The organism is Halopenitus malekzadehii (assembly GCF_900108505.1).
GTDB lineage: Archaea > Halobacteriota > Halobacteria > Halobacteriales > Haloferacaceae > Halopenitus > Halopenitus malekzadehii.
Genome location: NZ_FNWU01000003.1, coordinates 117,735 through 141,550, shown reverse-complemented (window position 1 = coordinate 141,550; position 23,816 = coordinate 117,735). Strand labels below are relative to the sequence as shown.

The 23,816-nt window shown below is 67.1% G+C and carries 20 protein-coding genes, 1 tRNA gene and 1 pseudogene; 7 read left to right on the top strand and 15 right to left on the bottom strand.

Features of this window, described 5'->3' with window-relative positions; genetic code table 11:
* The first annotated feature begins 19 nt into the window (after window positions 1-19).
* Both BLW38_RS07945 and BLW38_RS07940 read left to right on the top strand, forming a co-directional pair.
* A complete protein-coding gene (locus BLW38_RS07945; RefSeq protein WP_092816712.1) occupies window positions 20-1,249 on the top strand; it encodes a cation:proton antiporter in 1,230 nt (409 codons plus the stop codon).
* Between the two features lie 72 nt (window positions 1,250-1,321).
* Window positions 1,322-3,577, top strand: a complete 2,256-nt coding sequence (locus BLW38_RS07940; RefSeq protein WP_092816711.1) for an NADP-dependent malic enzyme — start codon at window positions 1,322-1,324, stop codon at window positions 3,575-3,577.
* Window positions 3,578-3,631: 54 nt separating this feature from the next.
* Here the strand turns inward: BLW38_RS07940 and BLW38_RS07935 are convergent, their stop codons facing one another.
* The gene (locus BLW38_RS07935) at window positions 3,632-5,008 is read right to left on the bottom strand and encodes an ATP-binding protein (protein WP_092816859.1); all 1,377 of its coding nucleotides are present in this window, start codon (window positions 5,006-5,008) and stop codon (window positions 3,632-3,634) included.
* A gap of 138 nt (window positions 5,009-5,146) precedes the next feature.
* On the opposite strand from BLW38_RS07935, the gene BLW38_RS07930 reads away from it, so the two are divergent.
* The gene (locus BLW38_RS07930) at window positions 5,147-6,640 is read left to right on the top strand and encodes a replication factor C large subunit (protein WP_092816709.1); all 1,494 of its coding nucleotides are present in this window, start codon (window positions 5,147-5,149) and stop codon (window positions 6,638-6,640) included.
* A gap of 8 nt (window positions 6,641-6,648) precedes the next feature.
* On the opposite strand, the gene BLW38_RS07925 is transcribed toward BLW38_RS07930, so the two are convergent.
* Window positions 6,649-7,554, bottom strand: a complete 906-nt coding sequence (locus BLW38_RS07925) for a COX15/CtaA family protein (RefSeq protein ID WP_092816707.1) — start codon at window positions 7,552-7,554, stop codon at window positions 6,649-6,651.
* Between the two features lie 90 nt (window positions 7,555-7,644).
* A complete protein-coding gene (locus tag BLW38_RS07920; RefSeq protein ID WP_092816705.1) occupies window positions 7,645-9,870 on the bottom strand; it encodes a CDC48 family AAA ATPase in 2,226 nt (741 codons plus the stop codon).
* Window positions 9,871-10,116: 246 nt separating this feature from the next.
* Here BLW38_RS07920 and larC point away from each other — a divergent pair, with 246 nt between their 5' ends.
* Window positions 10,117-11,664: a nickel pincer cofactor biosynthesis protein LarC gene (larC, locus tag BLW38_RS07915; RefSeq protein WP_092816703.1), complete on the top strand. Its 1,548-nt coding sequence runs from the start codon at window positions 10,117-10,119 to the stop codon at window positions 11,662-11,664.
* A gap of 216 nt (window positions 11,665-11,880) precedes the next feature.
* On the opposite strand, the gene BLW38_RS07910 is transcribed toward larC, so the two are convergent.
* The 8 genes and pseudogenes from BLW38_RS07910 to BLW38_RS07875 form a co-directional block, all read right to left on the bottom strand.
* Window positions 11,881-11,951: transfer RNA gene (locus BLW38_RS07910), tRNA-Gly, on the bottom strand.
* A 43-nt stretch (window positions 11,952-11,994) separates the two neighbouring features.
* Window positions 11,995-12,972 carry a tRNA pseudouridine(38-40) synthase TruA gene (gene truA, locus BLW38_RS07905; RefSeq protein ID WP_245710104.1) on the bottom strand — a complete coding sequence of 326 codons (978 nt, stop codon included), beginning with the start codon at window positions 12,970-12,972 and terminating at the stop codon, window positions 11,995-11,997.
* Window positions 12,973-12,980: 8 nt separating this feature from the next.
* Window positions 12,981-13,406 (bottom strand): universal stress protein, encoded by a 426-nt coding sequence (locus BLW38_RS07900; protein WP_092816699.1) that lies wholly within the window; start codon window positions 13,404-13,406, stop codon window positions 12,981-12,983.
* An 82-nt stretch (window positions 13,407-13,488) separates the two neighbouring features.
* Window positions 13,489-13,827 carry an AzlD domain-containing protein gene (locus BLW38_RS07895; RefSeq protein ID WP_092816697.1) on the bottom strand — a complete coding sequence of 113 codons (339 nt, stop codon included), beginning with the start codon at window positions 13,825-13,827 and terminating at the stop codon, window positions 13,489-13,491.
* On the bottom strand, window positions 13,824-14,501 hold the full coding sequence (locus BLW38_RS07890) for an AzlC family ABC transporter permease (protein WP_092816695.1): 678 nt from the start codon (window positions 14,499-14,501) through the stop codon (window positions 13,824-13,826). Before BLW38_RS07890 ends, BLW38_RS07895 begins: the two co-directional genes overlap by 4 nt.
* 61 nt (window positions 14,502-14,562) lie before the next feature.
* A complete protein-coding gene (locus tag BLW38_RS16495; protein ID WP_245710103.1) occupies window positions 14,563-15,084 on the bottom strand; it encodes a hypothetical protein in 522 nt (173 codons plus the stop codon).
* A gap of 311 nt (window positions 15,085-15,395) precedes the next feature.
* Window positions 15,396-15,674 (bottom strand): annotated as a pseudogene (locus BLW38_RS07880) (ubiquitin-like small modifier protein 1); the annotation flags it as partial.
* A gap of 99 nt (window positions 15,675-15,773) precedes the next feature.
* On the bottom strand, window positions 15,774-16,157 hold the full coding sequence (locus BLW38_RS07875) for a hypothetical protein (RefSeq protein WP_092816693.1): 384 nt from the start codon (window positions 16,155-16,157) through the stop codon (window positions 15,774-15,776).
* 124 nt (window positions 16,158-16,281) lie between these two features.
* Here BLW38_RS07875 and BLW38_RS07870 point away from each other — a divergent pair, with 124 nt between their 5' ends.
* On the top strand, window positions 16,282-16,656 hold the full coding sequence (locus BLW38_RS07870) for a hypothetical protein (protein WP_092816691.1): 375 nt from the start codon (window positions 16,282-16,284) through the stop codon (window positions 16,654-16,656).
* A gap of 28 nt (window positions 16,657-16,684) precedes the next feature.
* Here BLW38_RS07870 and fmdA read toward each other — a convergent pair whose 3' ends face one another.
* Window positions 16,685-17,956 (bottom strand): formamidase, encoded by a 1,272-nt coding sequence (fmdA, locus tag BLW38_RS07865; protein WP_092816689.1) that lies wholly within the window; start codon window positions 17,954-17,956, stop codon window positions 16,685-16,687.
* A gap of 103 nt (window positions 17,957-18,059) precedes the next feature.
* Window positions 18,060-18,581 carry an AmiS/UreI family transporter gene (locus BLW38_RS07860; RefSeq protein WP_218143040.1) on the bottom strand — a complete coding sequence of 174 codons (522 nt, stop codon included), beginning with the start codon at window positions 18,579-18,581 and terminating at the stop codon, window positions 18,060-18,062.
* Window positions 18,582-18,750: 169 nt separating this feature from the next.
* On the opposite strand from BLW38_RS07860, the gene BLW38_RS07855 reads away from it, so the two are divergent.
* Window positions 18,751-19,134 (top strand): fluoride efflux transporter FluC, encoded by a 384-nt coding sequence (locus BLW38_RS07855; protein WP_092816856.1) that lies wholly within the window; start codon window positions 18,751-18,753, stop codon window positions 19,132-19,134.
* Window positions 19,135-19,141: 7 nt separating this feature from the next.
* Window positions 19,142-19,507, top strand: a complete 366-nt coding sequence (gene crcB / locus BLW38_RS07850; protein ID WP_092816687.1) for a fluoride efflux transporter CrcB — start codon at window positions 19,142-19,144, stop codon at window positions 19,505-19,507.
* Between the two features lie 63 nt (window positions 19,508-19,570).
* Here crcB and thsB read toward each other — a convergent pair whose 3' ends face one another.
* The gene (thsB, locus tag BLW38_RS07845) at window positions 19,571-21,265 is read right to left on the bottom strand and encodes a thermosome subunit beta (RefSeq protein WP_092816685.1); all 1,695 of its coding nucleotides are present in this window, start codon (window positions 21,263-21,265) and stop codon (window positions 19,571-19,573) included.
* A gap of 131 nt (window positions 21,266-21,396) precedes the next feature.
* Window positions 21,397-22,806, bottom strand: coding sequence for a tRNA pseudouridine(54/55) synthase Pus10 (locus BLW38_RS07840; protein ID WP_092816683.1), 1,410 nt, complete (start codon window positions 22,804-22,806; stop codon window positions 21,397-21,399).
* Between the last annotated feature and the right edge of the window lie 1,010 nt (window positions 22,807-23,816).

The following is a 23,816-nucleotide window of genomic DNA, read 5'->3' as shown; positions in this document are numbered from 1 at the left end:
GCCCTGAGGGAGGCTCCCGATGGCGGCTGAATCCCTGTTGTTCGAGGTCGGGGTCCTCTTTGCGGCAGTGGCGCTCGTGGGGGCGCTCGCGAGCCGGCTCGGCCAGTCGGTCATCCCCTTTTATATCCTCGCCGGGATGACGCTGAGCCCATTCGTGCTGGGCAACGCCTCGCTCCCGGTCGTCGGCGGCTGGTACGTCCAGGAGACGGCCTTCGTCTCCCTCGGTGCGGAACTCGGGATCGTCTTTCTGTTGTTCTTCCTCGGGCTGGAGTTCAACCTCGACCGACTGATCGAGAGCAAGGACCGGATCGGTCGCGCCGGGACGATCGACCTGGTCGTCAACTTCGGCATCGGGCTGGTGCTCGGCTACGTCCTCTTCGGCGCGGCCCTTCCCGCCGTCCTGTTCGCGGGGATCGTCTACATCTCCTCGTCGGCGATCATCACGAAGTCGCTCATCGACCAGGGGTGGATCGCCAACGACGAGGCCGGTCCGATCCTCGGAACGCTCGTCTACGAGGACCTGTTCATCGCGGTCTATCTCGCGGTGGTCTCCGCGGTCATCCTCGGCGGTGGTGACCTGCGTGCGGCGGCGACCTCGGTCGGGGTCTCGATCGGCTTCATCCTCCTGCTGCTCGCGCTCGTCATCTACGGGAGCGCCCCGTTCGAGCGGCTGCTTGCGACCGACTCGAGCGAGTTCTTCCTGCTGCGGGCGATCGGGGTCACGGTCTTCGTCGCCGGCGCCGCGCTCGCGCTCGGCGTCAGCGAGGCGGTGGCGGCCTTCTTCGTCGGGATGACCTTCTCGGCGACGAGCCACGTCGACCGGCTCGAACACCGCCTGGAACCGATCCGGGACGCCTTCGCCGCCGTCTTCTTCTTCTGGATCGGTCTCGTGACCGATCCCTCGCTGTTCGGCGGCGTCGTCGGCCTCGTCGCGGTCGCGGTGATCGTGACGGCACCGGCGAAGTTCGTCTCCGGCTTCCTCGGCGGGCGCGTGTACGACCTCGGCATCCGGCGATCGACGCGCGTCGGGCTCGGGATGGTCACCCGCGGGGAGTTCTCGCTCATCATCGCCTCGGTCGCGCTCGCGGAGGGGACCCGCCTTGCCGGTTCGGTCGCCGACGAGATATACGCGTTCACGGTCGCGTACGTGCTCTGTATGAGCGTCATCGGAACGATGCTGATGCAGTATTCGGCGCCGTTCGAGCGGCTCCTCGTCGACCGCCTCGGCGATGGCGTGACCGGCGACTGATTTCGACGATCGTCGACGTTCAATATCGACGGTATCGGTTACCTTTTTGGTCGCTCGCCGGAAGCGGTGAGTATGGGAATGGACGACGACGCGCGGGAGTACCACCGGAGCGAGCCACCGGGGAAGATCGAGATCGCGACGACGAAGCCGACGAACACCCAGCGGGACCTGAGTCTCGCCTACTCGCCGGGCGTGGCGGCGCCGTGTCGCGACATCGAGGCGGAGCCGGACCGAGTCTTCGAGTACACGGCGAAGGGGAACCTGGTCGGCGTCGTCTCGAACGGCTCGGCCGTGCTCGGCCTCGGCGACATCGGTGCGGGCGCCTCAAAGCCCGTGATGGAGGGGAAGGGCGTCCTATTCAAGCGGTTCGCCGACATCGACGTCTTCGACGTGGAGCTTGACATCACCGATCCGGATGCGTTCGTCGAGAGCGTCGCCGCGATGGAGCCGACCTTCGGCGGGATCAATCTGGAGGACATCAAGGCGCCCGAATGCTTCGAGATCGAGAGCCGGCTCCGTGACCGGATGGACATCCCCGTCTTCCACGACGACCAACACGGCACCGCGATCATCTCTGGAGCCGCGCTGCTCAACGCCCTCGAGGTCACCGGCAAGGACATCGAGAACGTCGAGATCGTCTTCTCGGGCGCCGGTGCCTCCGCGATCGCCACCGCCCGCTTTTACGTCTCGCTCGGCGCCCGCAAGGAGAACATCACGATGTGTGACTCCACGGGCATCATCACCGAGGCTCGGGCCGAGAACGGCGAGCTCAACCAGTACAAACGCGAGTTCGCCCGCCGCGACGTCCCCGAGGGCGACCTCGCGGACGCGATGGCGGGCGCGGACGTCTTCGCCGGCCTCTCGGTCGGCGGGATCGTCTCCCAGGAGATGGTCCGGTCGATGGCCGACGACCCGATCCTCTTCGCGATGGCCAACCCCGACCCGGAGATCACCTACGACGACGCGAAGGACGCCCGCGACGACACGGTGATCATGGCGACCGGTCGGTCGGATTACCCGAACCAGGTGAACAACGTCCTCGGGTTCCCGTTCCTCTTCCGGGGCGCCCTCGACGTCCGCGCGACCGAGATCAACGAGGAGATGAAACGCGCGGCCGCGGAGGCCCTCGCGGAGCTCGCGCGCCAGGACGTGCCCGACGCGGTCGTGAAGGCCTACGGCGACGACCCGCTGCAGTTCGGCCCCGAGTACCTCATCCCGAAGCCGCTCGACCCTCGCGTCCTCTTCGAGATCGCGCCGGCCGTCGCGCAGGCGGCGATGGACTCCGGTGCGGCCCGGACCGACGTCGACGTCGCCCAGTACCGTGAGCGCCTGGAGGCCCGGCTCGGCAAGTCCCGGGAGATGATGCGCGTCGTGTTGAACAAGGCGAAAAGCGACCCCAAACGCGTCGCGCTCGCGGAGGGAACCGACGAGAAGATGATCCGCGCGGCCTACCAACTGACCGAACAGGGGATCGCCGAGCCGGTCCTGCTCGGCGACGCCGGCGAGATCCGCCGGACCGCTCAGCGGCTCGGACTCTCCTTCGATCCGGAGATCGTTGACCCCAGCGAGCGCAGCCTCGAACCCTACGCCGACCGGCTCCACGAGATCCGCAAGCGCAAGGGCATCACCCGGACCGAGGCCGGCGAACTGGTCCACCGTGACACCAACTACCTCGGCAGTGTGATGGTTGAGCGCGGCGACGCCGACGCCCTCCTCACTGGGCTCACCCACCATTATCCCTCCGCGCTGCGTCCGCCGCTGCAGGTGATCGGCTCGGCCGAGGACACCGAGCACGTCGCCGGCGTCTACCTGCTCACCTTCAAAAACCGGGTCGTGTTCTGTGCGGACACGACGGTCAACCAGAACCCCGACGAGGAGGTGCTCGCGGAGGTGACCAAACACACCGCCGATCTGGCCCGCCGGTTCAACGTTGAGCCGCGCGCCGCGATGCTGTCCTACTCCAACTTCGGCAGCGTCGAGAACGAGGGCACCCGCAAGCCCCGGCAGGCCGTCGACGCGCTCCACGAGGACCCCGAGGTCGATTTCCCGGTCGACGGCGAGATGCAGGCGGACACCGCCGTCGTCGAGGACATCCTCGAGGACACCTACGAGTTCTCCGAGCTCGACGAGCCCGCGAACGTGCTCATCTTCCCGAACCTCGAGTCCGGCAACATCGGCTACAAGCTGCTCCAGCGGCTCGGCGGCGCCGAGGCGATCGGTCCGATGCTCGTCGGAATGGACGAGCCCGTCCACGTCCTCCAGCGCGGCGATGAGGTGAAAGACATCGTGAACCTCGCCGGCGTCGCCGTCGTCGACGCACAGGAGTGAGTCTGTCCGGCGCGTCGTGAACCGGTCCGACGCTCGTGAGAGCGGTGCTCCCGGTCACCGATCGAACAGGTCGAACAGCCGGGCCGGCGTGTACAGCTCGACGTCCGCCCGGTCACGCGCGATCTCCCGCATCGAGTCCGTGAACCCCGAGCGGGCGAACAGCGCATAGCGGGCGGTTCGGTCCCGTCCGCGCCACCGGACCTCGGGTTCGAGCGCCTCGAGTTGGGACAGCAACGAGGGGCCGACGGGATCGCGGGTCCATTTGCACTCCCCGAGGAGCACCGTCTCGCTCGTGGGATCGAGGCCGACGACGTCGATCTCATCCTCGCCGTCCCACCACCGACCGACCCGGGAACACGGGACGGGAAAGGCCGGTAGCAGCGTCGCCTGCTGGCAGACCTCCTCGAAGGTCACGCTCGTGTGCGTCGGCATCGTCTCGGCGATCGTCTCCCGTACGGATCCGGTGTGTCCCTGTTCGAGCGTCGCCCGGTTCGGCGAGACGTATCGGAACCAGAACCGGAGGAACTCGTCGGTCAGTCGATAGACGCCACGTCCGTCCGGATCGGTGACCTGAGTCTCCCGTTCGAGGATCGCCAACTCCGCGAGGTTCTTGAGATACCGTGAGAGGCCACTCGCGTTCCGATCGATGACTGAGGCGATCTCGGACACCCGCGTCGCGCCGCCGGCGATCGCCTCGAGGATCGCCAGGTACGTCGCAGGTTCTCGAAGCTCCTGTCGGAGGAGGAACTCAGGTTCCTCGTGAAGAAACGCTCCCTTCGAGAGGATGTGCCGTTCGACGTTCTCGAGGAGGTCACGGTCGGCCTCGAACTGTTCGAGGTACGCGGGGATCCCCCCAACCACCCCGTAGGTTTGGATCATCGTGTCGGGGCCGTACTCGGGGAAGAACTGCCTCGCGCTCGCGATCGGCAGCGGTTCGAGCCGCCACTGGCCGGTTCGCCGTCCGTACAGCGGACTTTCGTAGCTGAGGACTCCCTCCTCCATCATCGAGATCGATGAGCCCAACAGCACGATCGAAACGTCGGTTCCGGCGAGGACGTCGTCGACCACCGTTTGGAACACCGACGGCACCGTCTCGTCCGCCTCGACGAGGTACGAGAACTCGTCGATCGCCACGACGAACGAACCCTCGATCCGGTCGCGGAGGTATCGAAACGCGTCCGGAAATCCGTCGACGTCGGGCGGAACGTCGTCGAACCGTTCCGCACATCTGGACGCGAACCGCCGGGCGTTCGCCCGCGTTCCGCGCTGGTCACAGAGGAAGTACACCGTCCCGGCTTCGAGCTCCTCGAGGGCCGCCGTGACGAGCGTCGTCTTCCCGACGCGCCGTCGTCCGTACACGACCAGGAGTTCCCGACTGTCGCCGGCGAGGCGGGTCCGCAGCCACTCGAGTTCGCGCTCCCGGTCGATTATTATGCATACGATCATATGATCTCGGTCATAATAGATTCGCCGGTCCGATCCGACTGGCCTCCACCGTGGGCCCGTCATCGGATATGCCGATCCTGCCGCTCCGAAACCACTAACCGCACCTCCCCCCTTGCCTCGACAATGAGCGACTGGACGGAGACGTACCGCCCGATGAGCCTCTCGGAGGTGCGCGGCAACGACGAGGCGGTCTCGGCGCTTTCCGAGTGGGCCGACACGTGGGACGACCACCGCGAGGCGGTGGTCGTCCACGGCAGCCCCGGGATCGGCAAGACGAGCGCGGCCCACGCGCTGGCGGCCGACCGCGGGTGGGAGACCGTCGAGCTCAACGCCTCCGACAAGCGGACCGGGGACGTGATCGAGCGCTTCGCGGGCCGGGCGGCCAAGAACGCCACTCTGGGCGGCAGCGCGGCCGGCGGCGGCGCGGCCGGCGGCGACACCGAGAGCCGCCAGCTCGTGATCGTCGACGAGGCCGACAACATTCACGGCAACTACGACCGGGGGGGTGCCTCCGCGATCACCGACCTCGTGAAGGAGGCGGGCCAGCCGATCGTCCTCATCGCGAACGACTACTACGAGATGTCCCGCGGGCTCCGGAACGCCTGTCAGGAGATCGAGTTCCGGGACGTCTCCGCGCGGTCGATCGTCCCCGTCCTGCGCGACATCTGTCGGCGGGAGGACGTCGCCTTTGAGTCCGACGCGCTCGAGCGGATCGCCGAGCAAAACGCCGGCGACCTCCGAGGTGCCGTCAACGACCTTCAGGCGATCGCGGAGGGGCGCGACCGGATCGAGCTCGCGGACGTGGTCACCGGCGACCGGGATCGGTCGCTTGGGATCTTCCCGTTTCTCGACGCCGTCCTGAAGGAGGAGGATGCCCAGGAGGCGCTCGAGTCGGCCTACGCCGTCGACGAGACGCCCGACGACCTCACGAAATGGATCGAGGGCAATCTCCTGAAGACTTACGACGCCGCCGAGGCCACGCGCGCCTACGACTTTCTCGCGAACGCCGACGTCTGGCTGGGCCGTGTCCGCGCCACGCAGGACTACTCCTACTGGCGATACGTCACCGACAACGCCGCCGCAGGCGTCGCCGCAGCCCGCGACGGCACCGCCGGCGGCTGGACGCGCTGGGGACGACCGCAGTTTTGGCCCTCCTCGGACGCGACCGTCGACGAGATCGTCCAACGGATCGCCGCCGCCGAGGGCTGCAGTATGGCGATCGCCCGGCTGCAGGTCCTCCCCTTCCTCGCCGCGATGACCCACCACTGCTCGCCCCGGGATCTGACCGTCCGGATGGCCGCCGCCTACGACCTCGATGTCGCCGGGGTGTCGGCCATCACCGGCTCCGGCGAGTCGACGAACAAGGTCGCGTCCATCGTCGAGGACGCCCAGGACCGCCGCGAGGAGTTGCTCGAGGAACACGCCGCCGGTGCCTTCGCCGGGGTCCCGGACCGGGATATGGAGGCGGACGCCGACCCTTCGGGACCGACCGACGACGGCGCCGCCACCGGCGACTCCTCGGACGACGCCACGTCGGACGCGGCGGATGACGACACGGCGGACGATGCCGCGGCCGACGATGACGACGACCAGCTCGGGCTCGGCGATTTCGCCTGATCCGGGACTCACTCGCCCCGCGAGGCGGCGCCGCCGACTGACCCGGACTCCGATTCGGGCGGCCGGTCGGCCCTAGCAAGCGTCCATCCCGCCGCGGCGGTGGCGACCACCACGACCGCCAACAGGAGTCGGTTGACGCCCTCCCAGAACCCGGGGTAGATCACGAGGTCGCGACCCAACAGGAGGGTCACGAACAGCGCGGCCAGCGCGACGGCGGCCAGCGTCCGCACTCGACGGGCGGTTTGGTCGGCGATCGTCGTCGCCGGCGTCCGGAGAGCCAGCGCGAGGAGACCGAGAAACCCGACGAGCGACCATAGGTAGAACGCAGCCTGTGCGCCCGGCGAGTAGGTCACGAGCGGCACCGCCCGTGAGAAGAGCGCGCCGAGGAGGATGCCGCCGATCCCGATGCCTGCCGCGATCCGGAGCCGCTCGGGACCGTCCCGTTTCGCTCCGGGACCGTCCCGACCGAGCAACACCACTCCGAGCAGGGTCACGATCAGCAGCGCGACGATCAGGTGGGCGGCGTGCGTCGAGACGGTGTATCCGCCCGGCACCAGGCCGCCGATCGTCACCGTGACCGCGCCGACGAGGATCTGGACGGGGAGGATCACCACCGCGAGCGTGGCCGCGATCCGCGTCCGGCGCGGGACGTCGTCGATCCACGTCCACCCCGCGAGGCCGATGATCAGGAAGCCGGTGACCATCGCCCACACGCGGTGGAACCACTCGATGAAGTCCGGGTTGATCGTCAGCGTCGGGATCAACTGGTCGGAACACAGCGGCCACTGGGCCTGGCAGGCAAGCCCGGACCCGGTGCCGGACGTGTAGACGCCGAGTGCAACGAGTATCGTCGTCATTGCCGTCGTCACGGCGGCATAGCGTCCGAACGTGAGCCAGGACGGCCGGTAACTCATACCCGGGAATCGGGTGTGCGCGTACTTAGGCGGTTCGACGCTCCTCCGCGTGTGAGAACGCGCCCGAACGTAGTTCGTAGCCGTCGGAGGTCACTGGAAGCCGATGCGGCCGCTCCCGCCGCGCTCGCCGAGGGCCTGCTGGCCGCCGGTGAACTGCTGTTCGACGTCCTCGTAGTAGGCCATAATGTCGTCGGTGATCGTGGGCCGGACCGACTCCATGGCGCGCCGGAAGTGCTTCATCTCGACCTCCGTGGCCTCGTCGTCGTCCCGTAGCGCCTCGATCGCCGCCTCGCGGGTGATCCCCTCGAGGTCGGATCCGACGTAGCCGTCGGTGATCTCGGCGACCTCGCGGAGGCTGACGTCCGGAGCCAGCGGGGTGTCGGCCGTGTGGATCCGAAGGATCTGCTCGCGGCCCTCCTCGTCGGGCTGGCCGACCATCACGAGCCGGTCGAAGCGGCCGGACCGCAGCAGGGCCGTGTCGATCATGTCCGGCCGGTTGGTCGCGCCGATCACCATCACGTTCTCCATCTCCTCGAGCCCGTCGAGCTCGGTAAGCAGCTGGTTGACGACGCGCTCGGAGACGTTGTTGCCCATCTCCTGGCCCCGCGACGGCGCAAGCGAGTCGAGCTCGTCGAAGAAGACGATCGTCGGCGAGACCTGCCGGGCCTTCCGGAAGGTCTGGCGGATCGCCTTCTCGGACTCGCCGACCCACTTCGAGAGCAGCTGCGGGCCCCGCACCGAGATGAAGTTGGCGTTCGTCTCGTTGGCCACGGCCTTCGCCATCAGCGTCTTGCCGGTGCCGGGCGGTCCGTACAGCAGGACGCCCTTGGGCGCCTCGACGCCCATCCGGTCGAACTTCTCGGGCGAGGAGAGCGGCCACTCGACCGCCTCCTCGATCTGCTGTTTGGCCTCGTCGAGCCCGCCGACGTGGTCCCAGGAGATCTTCGGCAGCTCGACGAGCACTTCCCGCATCGCCGAGGGTTCGACCTCGTTGAGCGCGCCGGCGAAGTCATCGCGTTTGACGATCATCCGGTCGATGAGGCTCGGCGGGACCTCCTCCTCGTCGAGGTCGATCTCGGGAAGGTAGCGACGCAGCGCCTTCATCGCGGCCTCCTTCGTGAGGCTCTCGATGTCGGCGCCGACGAAGCCGTGGGTGTCGTCGGCCAGCCCGTCCATGTCGACGTCGTCCGACAGCGGCATTCCGCGGGTGTGGATCTGGAGGATCTCCTTGCGGCCGACCTCGTCGGGCACGCCGATCTCGATCTCGCGGTCGAAGCGGCCGGGACGGCGCAGCGCCGGATCGACCGAGTCGACGCGGTTGGTCGCGGCGATGACGATCACCTGACCGCGCGTCTCCAGCCCGTCCATCATCGTGAGCAGCTGTGCGACGACCCGGCGTTCGACCTCGCCGGTGACGTCCTCGCGTTTGGGCGCGATCGAGTCCAGCTCGTCGATGAAGACGATCGAGGGCGATTCCTCCTTGGCGTCCTCGAAGATCTCCCGGAGCTGCTGTTCGGATTCGCCGTAGTACTTCGAGATGATCTCCGGGCCCGCGATCGAGAAGAAGGACGCCGACGTCTCGTTGGCGACCGCCTTCGCGAGCAGCGTCTTGCCGGTTCCGGGCGGGCCGTGCAGCAGGACGCCCTGTGGCGGCTCGATGCCCAGCTTCTTGAAGATCTGCGGGTGCTTCATCGGGAGCTCGACCATCTCCCGGACGCGCTGGATCTCGTTCTGGAGGCCGCCGATGTCCTCGTAGGTGATGCCGCCGCCGGCCTTCTCGAACCCCGAGATGGGCTCCTCGCGCAGTTCGACGTCGGTGTCCTCCGTGATCAGACAGACGCCCTCCGGTTCGGTCTCCACCGCGATGAGCGGGATCGCCTGGCCGGGCGAGCGCATGAACGGATGATTCGTCGAGCTCATCACGGGGACGATGTCGCGCTCGACGACCGGCCGCTTGAGGATCTGGCGTTTGACCATCCCGGCGGCGTCGGATCCGAACTGCACCGACGCCTCCTCGGGCGGTGCCAGCACCAGCTTGTCGGCTTTTTCCGCCTCCGCCTTCCGGATGGTGACGCGCTCGCCGATGCCGACGTCCGCGTTCTGTCGCGTGAACCCGTCGATCCGGACGGTGTCGGTGTTCCAGTCCTGACGATCGGCGCGCCACACCTTCGCGGCGGTGGTCTCGGCGCCATCGATCTCGATGATGTCGCCGGGGGAGAGTTTCAGATGTAACAGCGTGTCGGGGTCGAGTCTGGCGATTCCGCGACCCGAGTCGTTCGGGTACGCCTTCGCCACTTCGAGTTGAACTTCGTTCATGATTGACTCGCGGGGGGTATCCGTGATTCTTCGCGGTTCGGGGTTAAGCCTGTTGCTCCCGTCGATCGCGGCCGATCTCCGGGCGATCCGACGGTCACACGAACTCGGTCGTGTGTCATCATATCCCACGGTATGTGGAGGGGATACAAAACCCCGTCGCCTCCGTGCCTTTTTTCTGCTATCGGGAGGCCGGTCGGCGCGTCGACGAGCGGGAGGCTCTTTACGCGGCGCCGCCGTCGAATTCGTATGGACACGCTCGCGTTCGACGGTCGGACCGGTGCGGCCGGCGACATGATCTGTGCCGCCCTGATCGCGGCCGGCGCCGATCCAGCCGTCCTCGAACCGTTGGAGGCGGCGCTTCCGGTTCGGTTCGTCGTCGACGAGACGACGAAAAACGGGATCCGGGCGACGACGGTCGACGTTCTGCTGACGGACGAGGAGGGTGATGTTGGCGGCAGCCACGATGACCGCTTCGACCACGATGGCTCCCCCGATCACGATCACTCACACGACCACCCCTCCGATCACTCCCACGGCCACTCACACGACCACACCTCCGATCACTCCCACGGCCACTCACACGACCACACCTCCGAGCACGGTGACGAACACGCGGAGGGTGCCGGCGTCCACCGAACGTATCCCGAGGTCGTCGACCTCCTCGAGTCGATGGACCTCCCCGCCGACGTCGAGGCGAACGCGCTCGCCGCCTTCGAACTGCTCGGCGAGGGCGAGGCAGCCGTTCATGGGACCGCCCTCGCGGAGACGCACTTTCACGAGGTCGGCGCGGACGACGCGGTCGCCGACGTGGTCGGCGCGTGCCTGCTGCTTGCCGACCTCGGGGTCGACCGGGTGCTCACCGGTCCGATCGCGGCCGGCGGCGGCGAGGTTCGAATGAGTCACGGCGTCTATCCGGTTCCTGCTCCCGCGGTCGTCGAGATCGCCGAGCGAGCCGGTCTCGCGCTCGCCGCCGGTCCGGTCGACGCCGAGCTTCTGACCCCGACCGGCGCCGCGATCCTCGGCGCCGTCGCCGACCCCGTAGACTCCCTGCCCGCCCTCTCCGTCGAGACCGCCGGATACGGCGCCGGAACCGCCTCCTTCCCCGATCATCCGAACGTGCTGCGAACGATCGGGGGGACGGTGGTCGATGAGTACGACCACGGACACGGTCATCACGACCACAGCCATCACGGTCACAGCCATCACGACTACGCCCCCCACGATCACGACCACACCCACCATCCCGACGTCGACGCCGACACCACACACTCCGAGTCCGGCCACGATCCACGGTTAACCCACGACGCGGTCACCGTCCTCGAGACCACCCTCGACGACGTCCCGCCCGAGGTCCTCGGCGGACTGCAGGAGACGCTTTCGGCCGCCGGCGCGCGAGACGTCACGATCGTCCCCACGACGATGAAGAAGTCCCGTCCCGGACACCTCGTCACGGTCATCTGTCCGCCCGCCGACGCCGACGCCGTCGCCGAACGGCTCGCCCGTGAGACCGGCACCCTGGGGATCCGCGAGACCGCCGCGACCCACCGGTGGATCGCCGACCGCTCGTTCCGATCGGTCACGATCGAGATCGACGGGACGGCCCACGACGTGACGGTCAAGCTCGGCGCGACCGCCGACGGCGACGTCTACGACGTCAGCGCCGAGTACGATGACGCCGCCGCCGTCGCCGCCGACACCGGCCTCCCGATCCGCGAGGTGATGCGCCGCGCAGAGACCGCCGTCCGCGGGGCGGACGAACGGGACGATCGGGATCCGAAGCCGGATTCGAACTAGGCGTCGCGCAACCGACCGGGCACCGCAGCTGGCCGCGACAGCCGTCACCTGACGCCGATCGACGTCCCGGCGATACACGCGTCGCTCGGACGTTGCGACTGGCAGGGGTAGCAATTCCCTCCCGTCGATCGTCCGCACTCCGTTCGGAAAATGCGCCGTCCGGGAGTCCCGTGAGCGAAGCGAACGGGACGTCGGACGGCGCACGACCGCAGGGAGTGCGCCGTCCGGGAATTGAACCCGGGCTATTAGCTTGGGAAGCTAATGTCCTACCACTGGACCAACGGCGCGTGCACGCTGGCGTTTCCAGCGGGCGTACTTGAACGTAGCGCTTCAGTGGTCCGATCCGACTCGCCGCCGGACCGCGGCGGTCATCGCGGCGGCGTGTCGCGCCGTGACGTGCTCCTCGGCGAACGCCGTCCGCGTGCTGTCGATCGCCTCGGGATCGGGATCGAACCGGATCGCGGTATTCCGGCGGTCGTCGCCGTCGACGGCGTCTCCATCGGTGTCGGTGCCGTCTCCGGAGTCAGTGACCTCCTCGTAGGCAACGTCCCAGAGCACGAGCGGCGTCGGCGGAGCAGGGCCGACCCCCTCGGGACCAGCGACCGGATCCGGCGAGAGCACGCGATCGACCCGCGAGAGCGACGCGTCCCCGGTTCCGACCGCGCGGACGAGCGTGACGAGCCGTCTGACGAACTCGCGCGGGAACCCGTCTGCGGCGACCTCGAGGACGAGCACGTCGCCGGTTCGGGTAGCACGTGCCGTGATCGACCGGATCGTTCCGTCGGTATCCGGCGTCAGGTTGTGCACGTCGTGCTCGCCGGTGAGGCGGTCGAGCGCCGCCCGAACCCGTTCATCGTCGACTGCCGGCGCGGTCGGCGCGGTCCGCGTGGTCGGTGCGGTCGGTTCGGTCGACGGTGTGTCGCCGTCCGACTCCGCGGGGGGTGCATACAGGTGATACCGGTAGGTTCGCCGGGTCGCGTCGTGGGTTGCGTGAAAGTCGGCCGGCACGTCGGCGGCGGCCCACGCCCGAACGTGCTTCGGGAGGTGTCCGTTGAACGCGCGCGGCGTGAGCCACGACGGGGCCTCGAAGGCGATCGTCTGGGCGGCGGCGGAGACGCCCGCGTCGGTCCGGCCGGCGGCCGCGTAGCCGGGTGGACGGGGACGCCGGCCGGACCGCTCACGGGGGAGGTCGGCGACGCCGAGCCCCTCGAGCGCGTCGAAGATCGCGTCCTCGACCGTGGGCATGTCGGGCTGGCGTTGAAACCCGGAGAACGGCCGCCCGTCGTACGCGAGTCGGAACGCACGCACGGTCGACGTCACTCCATCGGGACCGACAACACCGGGACCGGTGACTGTCGGATGATGCGTTCCGTCACCGATCCGAGCAGGACCCGTTCGAGCCCTTCCCGGGAGTGGGTCGGCATCACCACGAGGTCGACGTCGAGGTCGTCGATCGTGGCTCGGATCGCCTCGTGGGGCGTGCCGCGGTGGACGTGGGCGTCGGCGTCGATCCCTCGCTCGTCGAGTTCGGATCGGACCTCGTGAACGCGGTCGTGTGCCGCGGTTTCGAGGCGCTGGGTGAGCGTCTCGAGTTGGGGGTCGCCGAGCGCCTCCTCGAGCGTGTCGACGATCGCCAGGACGTGAATGCGGGCGTCATAGCGCTCCGCAAGCGTCACGACGTGTGGAACCGCCCGTGACGTGTCGCCGTCGGGAGCGACCGGAAGCAGTATCTCGTCGTACATACGTGCGGGATCGGCCGGAGCCGTGAAAACGATCGGGGGTCGACGCGGTTCAAAGGTGAATCGGAGGCACGGGAGAGAGTGGTCACATAACGACGAACCGCAGGACCCAGAACGCGACCATCCCGGCGCCGATCGTGGCGAACATGTCCTCGGTCCGCCAGGCGACGGCGCCCGCGAGGACCGCGGCGAGGAGCCGTTCGTCGACGATCGTCGCCTCGAGCGTCGGGCCGACGGTGATCACCGCGGGGGCGACGAGCCCGGCGAGGACCGCGGGCGGGACGAACCGAAGCGCGCGCTCGAGAGCCGGCGGAACGTCGTCGATCCGGCCGAACAGGTGGATGAACGACAGCCGGATCAGGTAGGTCGCGACGCCGATGAGGAGGATCGCTGCCCAGATCGCGACCGGGGAGTGTTCGGTCATCTGTTTCGGATCACCTCGGTGAGGAGGCCGGCACAGATCCCAACCACGGCGCCGATCGGCAGGCCGAGGTTGAAGGGGGCGCCGGCGAGCGCCACCGCGACGACCCCCGACACGGCGGCGGCGACGGTTCGCGGACGATCCTTCATCACGGGTACGAGGATCGCCAGGAACACGAGCGGGACCGCGAAGGACAGCCCCCAGGATTCGGGGATCCCCGCGCCGAGAACCACGCCGATCACGGTACAGACCATCCAGACGATCGATATCGGGGTTGCGACGCCGAGGTAGTACCATCGCTCGTCGTCAACCGCGTCGTTCTCGTAGGCCGTCAACGAGAGCGCGTACGCCTGGTCGGTGAGGAAATACGCCAGGAAGGCGCGGGTACGACGCCGATAGTCGGCCAGATGCGGTGCGATCGACGCCGAGTACATCACCATTCGGAGGTTGATGATGATCGCGGTGAAGACCACGACGACGATCGGCGCGGTCTCCCCGAGCAGCTCGATCGCGGCGAGCTGTGAGGATCCGGCGTAGACGAACAGGGACATCCCGATCGCCTGCATCGGCGTCAATCCGGCGTCGATCGCGGCGATCCCGACGACCGTCGCGAAGGGAGCGACCCCGAGCAGAACGGGGATCACGTCGCGAGCTCCCGTCCGGAAATCCGCGTGCATACACCCACCTTCCAACGGGGCGGCTGAAAGCCGTATCGGAGTCGGAGGGTCCCGCCGCGTCTCAGTCGTCGTCGGCCCCGATCACGACCACGGACCGGATCTCCAGGGCGGCCTCGAACTCCGCGCGTCGGTCGTGCACGGATCCGGACCGCGTCAGCTGCGCCTCGTGGGTTCGTCTGGCGGCGTCACGCGCACGGTCGTCCAGCCCGACGTCGGACGCAAGGACGTCCCAGTGTGACGGATCGACGAGGAACAACTCCCGGTCGGGTTCCCGGAGGACCCGCTCGTACTCGCGTCGATACTGGTCGATCCGATCGCCGAGATGGCGCTGAAGCGGTCGGAGGATCCCGGGGAGCCGTGAGAGCGGGACGCTCGCGAGGGCCCCGGCTTGGACCAGTACGGTTCCATCGAACGGGAGCTCGTCGGCGGCCTCACCGGGATCCGACCCGGAGTCGGGGTCGGATCCGGACTCGGAGTCGGAATCGGCATCCGATCCGGAGTCGGATCCCTCCGCATCAGCCGGTGTAGCCCCCTCAACGTCCGTGGAGGTCGTTCGATCGGGCGACGATCGGTCCGGCGTCATCCGCCCGCCCGCATCGCCTTCTGTGAGAACCGTTCGATCAGGTCGTCGAGGATCGACGGATCGCCGGTGAAGCCGATCGTCACCTCGGTGAGCGTCAGGGAGCCGCCGATGGCCACCGTATCGGCCGACAACTCCGCCGTCCAGCCGTCGCCCTCGACCCGAGTCGCCTCGACCGGATCGTCGGTGCCGACCAGGGTCCCGCCGAGGTTCCGGAGGTAGTGGGCCGCCAACCGTCGCGAGATCCCTCTGTAGGACCGTTCCCGACGATCGGTCGCGTCGGTTTCGTCCGCGCCTTCGGGGACTTCATCGATCCCGCCGGCGACTGGTGGAAAGATCGAGAGGGTGTCCCCGGCCGAAAGCGGCGTCTCGAGGCCCTGTATGTGCAGCACCTCGCGACCGTTCTTCAGGACGTTTATTTGCGGGGCGAGCGCCCCATCCTCGATGAGGCGCCCGCGCATTCCCTCGTAGTCCTCCTCGAGGGCCGCGAGCACGTCGCCGACGATCACATCGTCGCCGTCGACCTCGTAGTGAACCGTCTTCGACCCGGCGGCCTCCCGAAACGTGGCGAAGAACCGCAACTCGAGTTCCATACCCGATCACGGGCCGGTGGATGCTTAAATACGGGCGGTGGACGTCGTCGGTTATGGAGGATTCAATACTCAAACCCCGCCCTCAGGGCGGGGAGGATGTCAACCGCCGAATCGGATCCCGTCCTCGACGATCCGGTAGTTCCGCTCGCGGTCGAGCTCCTCGGCGAGCCACTCGTGGTCGTACAACTGCGCGATCAGCTCCGCGTACAGGTTGCGCCAGGTGATGGCGTAGATCGGCGACTGCCCCCACGCACGCAGCTCCGGGACGAACGAGTCGTATCGCTCCATCCGGTCCTCGAGGAACTCGACGGCGTCGACGACGATGCTCGCCGCCTCGGCGGTCCCCTCCGCCGCCTCGATCTCGGCGTTCAACCGGGATTCGATCCCGGAAACCGCCCGTTGGACGTCCTGTTTCGTCGCCTGGCTGTCCTCGGGGAGGCCGTCGATGACACCCTGCGGGATCGCGAGTGAGATCTCGCTCATACCCGGTGTGGGATCCGCAGCCGAAAAAACGTCCCGGGGATCGCGACACGGATCCGCGGCGCCACGCCCGATCGACGCCGGAAGCGCGGGGACGTTTAAGAGGCTGCCCGGCGAGACTCACCGTATGACCGACGCCGACACGGCTGACGACCTCGAACGGCAGGCACGACGACTTCACGAGGAGACGACCCACGCGTTCCGGACCTCGGTGTCGATGTCGCTGGATACGCGAAACACCCTGAGCGCGATCCGTGACGACCTGAACGACCGGATCGGCCACACGGTGGTTGACACCGACGACGTCGTCCGGCTGGCCCTGCAGGCGGCCGCGCGGCAGCATGAGCTCACGGATGGGGTGGATCGGACGGAAGACGACCGTGCAGATGGCGATCGGACGGAAGACGATCAGAAGGAGGCCGATCGAGCGGATATCGCCGCGTTGACGGCCGCGATCCACGACGCGGTCGACGACGTCGATCGTGTCGCGGATCGCGAGTGAGCCGCTTTCGAGGGGAGCAGCCGATGGATCACCTCAGCGGATCGTCGGTGACGACCAGGTTGCCGCGGTCCTCGGCGTTTCCGAGGCTGCCGGGCGAGAGGTCGAACTCGAAGGCGCCGGTCGGCAGCGCCAGCGTCGAGCACGCGTTCGGCACGTCGACGACGCCGCTCTGGCGACCCTCGATCGGGACCGTGCCGAGGATGTGCAACGCCTGCTGGCCGGTGTACCCGAACTTCTTCAGGTAGTCGATGGCCTGCAGACAGGCCCGCCGATAGGCGGTGTGGGAGTCGATGTACTTCTGCTCGCCGTCCTCGGTGACCGAGTAGCCGCAGAACGTCACGTAATTCTCGAAGTTCGGCCCGCGGTGGCCGGGCTCGAAGATCGGATGGGAAACCCCGTGTTCCTCCATCCCGTTCTCGATCACCTCGAATTTGAGGTCCACGTAGGCCGCCATCTCGATGGCGCCACAGAAGGTTATCTCCCCGTCGCCCTGGGAGGCGTGGAAGTCGCCGATGCCGAACTTGGCGCCGTCGACGTAGACCGGGAAGTAGACCGTGGAGCCGATCGAGAGGTCCTTGATGTCGTGGTTGCCGCCGTGTTCACGCGGCGGTACCGTTCGGGCAGCCTCTTCGGCGGCCGCGTCGGCTTCCTCGGGATCCATCTCGCCCATCTGCGCGCCGTCCTTCGTCGGCGGGTTCGCGACGCCGGGTTCGGCCTCGCCGGTCGGGTGGTTCGGGATGGACTCGGGGTCCTCGGCGTGTTTGTCGATGAGCTCCTGTTCTCGTTCGTTCCATTCTTCGAGGAGCTCCTGGCTGGGGGCACATCCGGCGAGTCCGGGATGGATCTTGCCCTCATACCGGACGTCGGGAACGTGTCGAGAGGAGACGGTATAGCCGTCGAGGTCCCAGATCGACTTCGCCGCCTTCGAGAAGTGGTCGGTGAGGAACCCGCCGCCGTTCTGCTGGGAGAAGGTGCCGGTGAATCCGAACTCCGAGCGCCCGTTGAGCGGCCCCATATCGAGGAACTCCACCTTCAGGAGGTCACCCGGTGAGGCGCCGTTCACGTGGACGGGACCGGCCAGATAGTGGACCTGATTGAGGTCCACGTCGCGGACCTCGTTCGGGTCGTCGTTGTCGGATATCTGGCCGCCGGTCCAGTCGAGGGCTTCGAGACGGGCCGTCTCGCCGGGGTCGACCTCGACCACGGCGGGGATGTCTGGGTGCCACCGGTTGAACGGGTTGGCACCGGGCTGTTCGTCAGGGGGACTGTCGACGTCGACTTCGAACTTTACCTCGGGCATTGGTATCGTGGGCCATATGACCCGTCCGTGTCTACTCGTGAATCGTACTTAGAGGTTTGGTAGCGGTGAACACGGAATATTGCCGTAAAACGTGGACGTTCGATCACCCCCACGGCCAGTAGCCGGCGGCCATCAGGTACCCGGCGACGGCGGTGAGAACACCGGTCGCCGCCGTGAACCAGCCGACCGGGGCAGTGAACTCATCGCGCTCGAGCCCGAGCAGCACGAAGAACGCCGCCCAAAGGACCGCCCACACCCACCACAGTCCCGTCAATCCGACGTCGCCAGTGAGCAGGACGAGGTATCCGGTTGGGATCGCCGTGAGCGCGACGAAGAAACAGTACCACCCGAACGATCGCTGGTCCTCGATGCCCCGATACGCGTTGGCGCCGATCCAGAGGTACGTGAAGGAGAAGAGCATCGTTCCGGCCGCGTTGAACGGCGTTCCGAGGGAGGCGTCGCCGCCGAAGGCCCAATACAGGACGATCAGGAACGTGATCAACCCGGTCAGAAAGTTGAATACGGCGACGTCGTCGTCGGAACCGTATCCCAACAGCCACAGCCCGTTGACGAAGAGCACCCCGCCCACGAACAGTAGGCCCATTCCCAGGACGCTATACACCATCAGCATCACCCCGATACCGATCCGCGATGCCACGTTTCGTGTTGGTTGTCATCATTCCACAAAGACCTACGGACATCTGACACATTACTCTATCGGTGCGTGGGACCGCCCACCGTGAACCGTTCGCTCCGTCGGTAGAGGTATGTACGTTCCACCCACTCTCGGTGATATGTTCGCGGGAAACGGATGGGGCCGGACGATGGAGGTTGCGCTGCTGATCGCGATCGGGGGATTCGTCGGCGGCACCCTCAGACACGCGATCGCGGGCGTGGTCGCCGCGCCAGGCGGCACGCTCGTGGCCAACGTCCTCGGCTGTCTCGCGCTCGGGTTCCTGACCTACGAGGCCGAGCTCGCGGGGACGCTGTCCGAGGAGACGGGATACGTGCTCTCGACCGGATTCCTCTCCTCGTTCACGACCTACAGCACGTTCGCGCTCGAGACGATGCAGTCGGCGCCCCTCCTGGGCGCCGGCAACGTCGTCGCCAACTACGGGCTCGGAGCGATCGCCGTGCTCCTGGGTCGATCGGCCGCGATGACGGTCACGGAGGGGTGAGACGGGGATGGTCGACCCATCGCTGCTCGTCGGGCTCGGGGCTGCGGTCGGGGCACTACTCCGTCACGGAACCGGCTCGGTCGTTGCGGCCCGTCTGGGCGATCGCGACCTCCCGTACGGAACGTTCACCGTCAACGTCGTCGGCTCGTTCGTCCTCGGACTCGTGGCGTTCGCCGGCGCGAGCACGTCGGTCCAGTTTCTCGTCGGCACCGGCGCCTGCGGCGCCTACACCACGTTCTCCTCGTTCTCCGTCGAGACGGTGCGGCTGTGGGAGGCGGGCCGGCGGCTGCGTGCCGGCTGGTACGCCGCGGTGAACCTCGTGGGCGCGCTCGCCGCGCTCGGCCTCGCCCGGATCGTGGTCGGGGTCGTCTGACTGACGATCGATCGATGAGTGGTCCTCAGTAGGACCTCGGCCCGTCCACGGGAACTCGAACCGTCAGTGGCCGATCGCCCACGGATACCCGTGGGTGGAGGGTTGGTGACCGCCACCGCTTCCGTGATCGTGGTCGTGTCCTTCGAGCCCATCCGCGTCGTGAGGTCCGGCGTCACCGATCGACCCGGCGATCCGGATGATCCCATCGATCCGGAGGATCGCACACGCCGCCTGGGTCGCGTTGGAGATGATCCGCGCCTTCAACGGAAGGGGATCGACGATGCCCTCGTCCAGAACGTCCGTCACCGTTCCGGTGGTCGCGTCGAAGCCGACGGATCGATCGCCCGCATCGTGTCGTCGTCGCAGCTCGAGGACGATCTCGAGCGCGTCGGCGCCGGCGTTTCGCGCGAGCGCGGCCGGGATCGTCTCGAGCGCGTCGGCGAACCGACCGGCCGCGAGCTGTTCGCGGGTGTGGATCGTCGGACTCCACTCGCGAAGGTCACGGGCAAGCGCGATTTCGGCCCCTCCACCGCCCGGAAGCAGCGCCGGCCGGCGGCCGAACCCCTCGAGCAGGCGGAGCCCGTCGGCGACGATGCGCTCGGTCTCCTCGACGACGTGTTCGGGGCTGCCCCGGAGGAGCAACGAGGTCTGCGTGGACGTTGCAGCACGAACGATCACGAACGTCGACCCGCCGAGGGAGCGACGCTCCACCAGGTCCGCGCGTCCGAGGGCTGCCGACGTGAGGTCGTCGACCCGCATCACCGGCTCCGCGCCGGTCGCGCGCGAGAGCTTGTGGATCTCGTCCTGTCGGGTTCGCTCGACGGACACGATGCCCGCCTGCGCAAGCCGGGACCGGAGTCGGTCGTCGATCGACTTCTGTGTGAAGAGCACGCCGACCTCGAGCCCGCGAAGCGTTTCGATGATCTCGTCGTAGGCCTCGGATTCGAACTCCTGAAGACGTCGACGCTGGTCGGCGGTCTCGATCGAGACCCGTGCCGCGGAGCCGTCGGGTTCGAGGGCGATCTCGTCGTCGACGATCGCGATCCGCGGATCCGAGAGCCGGTCCGGAAGGGCCGCCGGCACGTCCGATTGCGACGTCGAGGATCGGCCGGTGTCCACGACGAGCCCGTCGATCAGCGCCGAGTCAGTTGTCTCCCCGCCCGGCGCGCGCTGGATCGTCAGGCGTTCGGATCGGGTGGTTCCGTCGCGGTCGCCGGTCAGCGTCGACCGATAGCCGCGAACGGTGAGGGCCGACAGGAAGGCCGTTCGCTCCGCGTCCCACCGTCCGGTGATCGCGGTCGCGACGACGTCTCGGAGCGCCTCTTCATCGTCGACGCGCCGCGAGTCGGCAACCGCAGCCGCCCGCTCCCTGGCGCGGTCGGCCGCGGCCGTGTAGCCGTTCACGATCGTCGTCGGATGGAGACCGTCCTCGAGCAGGGGTTCGGCCTCCCGGAGCAGGGCGCCCGCGAGGACGATGGCGGACGTGGCACCGTCGCCGAGATCGACGCCCTGTGCACGGGCGAGGTCGGCGACGATCCGCGCGGCCGGCGCCTCGACGTCGAGCCGGTCCACGATGTGGGACCCGTCGTTCGTCACCAGCACCTCGCCGTTGCTGACGACCATCTTGTCGCGGCTGACGGGCCCGAGCGTCGTCCGTACCACGTCCGCGAGCGCGGCGGCGGCGGAGACGTTGTGCGTCAACGCCTCGTCGCCGTCGATCTCACCGGACACGTTCGCGATCGTGTGTGCGCGACTCATTCGGTACCTGTGTGGTTGTGAAACAAGGGCATAAAGCTGCTGCCGGATGGCGGTTCTCCGCGGTGGCACACGGCTTCGTCGAACGACCAACGTCGGGATGGATCCGTCTGTCCGGGATGGTCGGGGCGGCGTCAGGGTTCCGGATCGAGGAAGTAGTCGTCAGCGGCGAACGGCTCCTCCTCGCCCGCCACGGCGAGAACGTCGAGGTGGATCACCGTGGCCCCGACATCGAGCAGACCGGCGAGGCTCGGCTCGGTACGGCCCTCATCGCTCGAGACGAGCTCCTTGATGTAGAGTCCACCTTCGCCGTGAATGTCGACGATCGCGTGGCGGGGATCGTCGGGATCGAAATCGGGGAGCGCCTCCTCTGCACGCGATCTCGGAACGGCGGTGTCGATCGTGTCGTCCACCGAGGTGCCGTCCGTGGGATCCGAACGGTCCGGGAGGTCCGCAAGCGACTCGTGGACGGTGACGTCGTAGACCTCGCGCTCGCGCGTCAGAGAGGCCCGCCGGTGGTCGACGCGGTTCGGCGTGTACTGTTCGATCGTGGACCCCTCAAGCTCCGTGGCGGCTGCGCGGAGGTCCTCGGGGTCGACGGCCTCATCGAACGCGACGAACGCCCGATAGCGCTTGGAGGCATCGAGCTGCTTGACGCGCTCGACCATCTCATAGGTGGCGAGCCGGAGCCCCTCGACCTCGACGGCCCCCTCCGCGAAGGCGTTGACGTCGGACTCGAGCCGCTCGACGTCGACCCGGCGACGACGCGGCTCCTCGACCTCGACCACGAACGGCCGGCCGGTGCCGAGCATCCGGGCGTCGACGTCCTCGCGGCCGGCGCCGTGGAAGACGGCGTCGGTCCCGTCCATCACGTCCTCGACGATCGGGGCGACGTACTCCTCGACGCTGTGCTCGTAGAGGTAACCGGTCCCGCCACAGTGCTCGCAGGGCTCCCGCCCGTCACGGCCGGACCCGTGACACTCCCGGCAGGGCCACTCGGTCTGCGGGATGTCGCGCTCCAGCTTCCGGTAGCGTCCGTACACGAACGCGGAGTTGACCTTCGCGTCGATCCGGTCCTCGGCCAGATCGATCGTGAACTGGACGTGTGGCCGGTCGAAGGAGACCTCGGCGTCCGTCAGCCGCCCGACGCGCTTGCCGACCTCGCGGTTGAACTCGGAGTTGAACGCCTCGCCGGCGTCGGGGTCGAGCCCGCATTCCTCCCGAAGGAACCGGTCGTTCTCCTCGATCAGCGGCGGCGCTCGGGTGCCCACGTTGTAGGTGTCGAACGCGATCCCCTCCACGGCCGCCGCGGCGCGGTCGGCCCAGTCGTCGAACTCGGTGCAGCGACCCTCGCACACCCAACAGTCGTCCGGCTCGGGTGGTTCGAAGGGCTCGTCGCGGGCGAGCGCCAGCGCCGTCCGCAGCGAGCGTCCGCGATCGGCGTTGGTGAGCCCGAAGCTCCGGTCGGCGACGAGCCGGCCGAGGCAGGCGTCACAGACCGGCCCCGTCGCGACCGCGTCGGCGGCGACCTCGAGTACGTCCATACCCGATCGAGGGCGTGGTGCCGCTAAAGCGTGCGGATCCGGGTGCGTGGCGACGTGGATCGGCTTCGTTGAAAGCCGATTTGGCGAACACGAAAGAGGTGAAACGATCGATTGCTGAAGATTTCTCTTATTTTACGGTGAATTATTATAATTCACATATTTCTGGAATATATGAAATATATAGGGCATATATTCATTATATAAAAAGACAGATGGGAGGAGTGTGACGATCGTGCAGTACAGTCTCATCACAAGACATGTACAGTTGTAAGATGTACCTGAACTATGTCGTACTCCCGCTCGCGCCGTTCAGCTCTCCAGTTAGTTGGCATTACGGCCTGTGGACTCGCAGGGTGTTTGTCGTCATCCGGATCTGACGGGAAGACGCCATCATCTGCGGATGGAACTGCGAGCGAAACGCAATCTCCGACATCGACTCTTGACCAACAAATCCAAAATCTGAGTTTCAATGCCGAGATGCTCTCCCAACAATCAGCTGACACACCAGCTCGTTTTGAAGCGACACTCGCAAACAGAGGGCCTGAGGCTATCACAACCGGTATGGGCCCCGCGCTGATGATTTCAGATACCGGCTCTGAGGAGAATCCTACGTGGGCAGACAAACTCATCATCGACCCAGACACCGACGTCGGCCCATGGAGCGATCCCGTACAAACTGGGGATGACTGTTGGCGCTTTCCCGAAGACGGAACTCGATCTATCCAAAGTATTCTCAAATATAATACTATTGATCCATCAGATAACATTACAGAACGGTATTCCGTGTATACCGCTGCTACTGTGTCTGCCTGTCTCCCCGCAGGCAGATATACGTATCAGAATATAGCTGACGTATATCCGGATGGACGAGGTGCGGACCCTGCTCCACGATCGATCGTACTGACAATTCATATCGATAGTACGCAAAGCCAACAGCTATCTGTTTCTGCAGAATCACCAGAATTACAAACTCAATAGTTATATTATATTTCACACAAGGTATAGTATAT

Excerpts from the sequence above, each read along its gene's own strand:
- BLW38_RS07840 (WP_092816683.1), bottom strand. The coding sequence starts at position 22,806 with ATGGACGTACTCGAGGTCGCCGCCGACGCGGTCGCGACGGGGCCGGTC.
- BLW38_RS07900 (WP_092816699.1), bottom strand. The coding sequence starts at position 13,406 with ATGTACGACGAGATACTGCTTCCGGTCGCTCCCGACGGCGACACGTCA.
- larC (WP_092816703.1), top strand. The coding sequence starts at position 10,117 with ATGGACACGCTCGCGTTCGACGGTCGGACCGGTGCGGCCGGCGACATG.
- BLW38_RS07890 (WP_092816695.1), bottom strand. The coding sequence starts at position 14,501 with ATGCACGCGGATTTCCGGACGGGAGCTCGCGACGTGATCCCCGTTCTG.
- BLW38_RS07920 (WP_092816705.1), bottom strand. The coding sequence starts at position 9,870 with ATGAACGAAGTTCAACTCGAAGTGGCGAAGGCGTACCCGAACGACTCG.
- BLW38_RS07925 (WP_092816707.1), bottom strand. The coding sequence starts at position 7,554 with ATGAGTTACCGGCCGTCCTGGCTCACGTTCGGACGCTATGCCGCCGTG.
- BLW38_RS16495 (WP_245710103.1), bottom strand. The coding sequence starts at position 15,084 with ATGACGCCGGACCGATCGTCGCCCGATCGAACGACCTCCACGGACGTT.
- crcB (WP_092816687.1), top strand. The coding sequence starts at position 19,142 with ATGGTCGACCCATCGCTGCTCGTCGGGCTCGGGGCTGCGGTCGGGGCA.
- BLW38_RS07930 (WP_092816709.1), top strand. The coding sequence starts at position 5,147 with ATGAGCGACTGGACGGAGACGTACCGCCCGATGAGCCTCTCGGAGGTG.
- fmdA (WP_092816689.1), bottom strand. The coding sequence starts at position 17,956 with ATGCCCGAGGTAAAGTTCGAAGTCGACGTCGACAGTCCCCCTGACGAA.
- thsB (WP_092816685.1), bottom strand. The coding sequence starts at position 21,265 with ATGAGTCGCGCACACACGATCGCGAACGTGTCCGGTGAGATCGACGGC.
- BLW38_RS07875 (WP_092816693.1), bottom strand. The coding sequence starts at position 16,157 with ATGAGCGAGATCTCACTCGCGATCCCGCAGGGTGTCATCGACGGCCTC.
- BLW38_RS07945 (WP_092816712.1), top strand. The coding sequence starts at position 20 with ATGGCGGCTGAATCCCTGTTGTTCGAGGTCGGGGTCCTCTTTGCGGCA.
- BLW38_RS07860 (WP_218143040.1), bottom strand. The coding sequence starts at position 18,581 with ATGGTGTATAGCGTCCTGGGAATGGGCCTACTGTTCGTGGGCGGGGTG.
- BLW38_RS07895 (WP_092816697.1), bottom strand. The coding sequence starts at position 13,827 with ATGACCGAACACTCCCCGGTCGCGATCTGGGCAGCGATCCTCCTCATC.
- BLW38_RS07940 (WP_092816711.1), top strand. The coding sequence starts at position 1,322 with ATGGGAATGGACGACGACGCGCGGGAGTACCACCGGAGCGAGCCACCG.
- BLW38_RS07855 (WP_092816856.1), top strand. The coding sequence starts at position 18,751 with ATGTTCGCGGGAAACGGATGGGGCCGGACGATGGAGGTTGCGCTGCTG.
- BLW38_RS07870 (WP_092816691.1), top strand. The coding sequence starts at position 16,282 with ATGACCGACGCCGACACGGCTGACGACCTCGAACGGCAGGCACGACGA.